Raw genomic sequence first — 2,151 nt, 5'->3', positions numbered from 1 at the left:
CCAGCGGGTCCGGCCGACGCCGGCCACGCGGCGGCTTCTTTTGGCTCTGAAGCAGATTTGGTGCAGCCCAACCTGCTAAGCGCTATATATTGGCAGGTTTTGGAGGAGGTTGCCGATGGCGTCACAGTTTTCACGGCGGGATTTCCTGCCAGCAGGTCTCAAGGCCGACCAGGTTGAGCTTGTTGGGGACACGGTCCGGATCCACTCGCGTTCCGCCAAAGCCACGGCGGCGTGCCCGCGCTGCGGCACGGCTTCGCGCCATGTTCACAGCAGGTACCGCCGGCGGCCTGCCGATCTTCCTGCGCATGGCCGGAAGGTGGAACTGGTCCTGCTGGTTCGCCGCTTTCGCTGCCGTGCTCTGCGTTGCCCAGCCAAGATATTTGCGGAGCGATTTCCACCGGACGTGACCCGGCCGCATGCGCGGCGTACCTCCCGTCTGCAAGGACTGGTCCGTCACCTCGGCCTGGCACTCGGCGGGCGTCCGGCACAAGCGCTCGCCGCACGGCTCCTGCTGCCAGTCAGCAAGGATACTTTCCTCCGCAGCATCCGGGACACGGCTGAGGCCTCAAGCAGTGATCTCCGCGTTATAGGCATTGACGATTGGGCTTGGCGGAAAGGGCAGCGATACGGCACTTTGATCTGCGATCTGGAGCGGCGCCGGGTTATTGACCTCCTGCCAGACCGGGAACCGGCCACGGTCGAGGCCTGGCTGCGGGCCCGTCCGGGGATTGAGGTCGTCGCCCGAGACCGCAACGGAGGCTATGGCGGTGCCGTCTCACGGGCCTTGCCAAAAGCGGTTCAGGTTGCCGACCGCTGGCACCTGTTAGAAAACGCGAGCGCGGCTTTCCTGGCCGCCGTACAACGTAACATGCCTGCCATCCGCAAAGCGATCGGAGCAAAGACACTGGATCCAAAGCTGCTGACGGCCGCTGAAAAGCTGCAATACGAAGGCTATCTGCGCCGCCAGCAAACCAACCGGATGGTTCGCCAAATGGCTGATGATGGCGTGCCGATCCGGCGGATCGGCACGCCAGACAGGGCTCAGCCGCCAGCTCGTCCGGCAGATTTTGCGTGGGGAACGCGAGGATGTTTTCCGCATCCGTGAGAGCAGTCTGACCCCTTGGCTGCCGCGACTGGAGCAGGAATGGGCGGGCGGCTGCCGGAACGGCGCCGAACTCTGGCGCCGGCTGCGGGCCGATGGTTTCCAGGGCAGCCTCCGTGTCGTCGGGGAATGGGCCACGCGCCAGCGCTGTGCCGAGCGGGCCGCGCCATCGGGCACAGAAAAATCGCCACCCGCGCGCAAGATTGCCCGCCTCCTGACCTTGGGCCGGGATCATCTGTGCAAGGCGGATGCCATCCAGGTCGCAAGGATCGAAGCTTCTTTGCCTGCTCTCGCCACAGCCCGAAAGCTGACCGACCGGTTTACGGACATGATACGCAATGCTCGCGAAGACGAGCTGGAAGGATGGCTGAAAGAAGCGGAGGACGGGCTGCTCGGTGCCTTTGCCCGCGGGCTGCGGCGCGATCAGGCAGCCGTCGCCGCGGCGCTTCGGGAACCATGGTCGAACGGGCAGACTGAAGGGCAGATTAACCGCCTCAAGACGCTCAAACGCCAGATGTATGGAAGGGCGAACATCGACTTGCTCAAAGCGCGGCTCGTTCAAGCGCTCTGATCTGAGGCAGGCCGAAGTTGCACCAAAACTGAGTCAGAGCCAGGATTCAATGCCGATTGACACGCCGCCCTTAGCATCGCTGGAGAGGCATCAAAAGCTTCGACCCGGTATCCGGCGCGCAGAAAGAAATGCGCGTCCCGACCGAACCTTGCGCTGGCATCAAGGATACGGGCACTTTTAGAGGTAGTATGCGGAACGGCACCAAGGAACCGGTCGCGTAGGCATGTTATGTCCGCGTCCCGCGTGCTTTTCAGGAAGTGCTCGGCGTGAACGTCGCAAAAATGGGTCATTCTGCTCACTCGGGCATCCGTATTTAGCCACCGTTTCCAGCGAATTAAACTGAAATCAATGTACACTCTTTTAAATCACTGCAACTCCTATGGAAACCTGATCTTGTCTAAATTGAACCCGCCGATACAGGTTCGTTCGTCAATAGTGAGCTACTCCCCATCTTTTGGACAGGATCTGGCGTAAACTA

The 2,151-nt window shown here is 61.7% G+C and carries 1 pseudogene; it reads left to right on the top strand.

From position 1 onward, the window contains the following. Nucleotides 1-115 precede the first annotated feature (115 nt). A pseudogene (locus PVW49_RS23580) lies at nt 116-1,673 on the top strand (ISL3 family transposase). Nucleotides 1,674-2,151 lie beyond the last annotated feature (478 nt).

This window comes from Marinovum sp. PR37 (assembly GCF_028807375.1).
Classification (GTDB): Bacteria; Pseudomonadota; Alphaproteobacteria; order Rhodobacterales; family Rhodobacteraceae; genus Marinovum; species Marinovum algicola.
The sequence above is the reverse complement of the archived record's forward strand: the minus strand, read 5'-3'. Positions and strand labels throughout refer to the sequence as shown.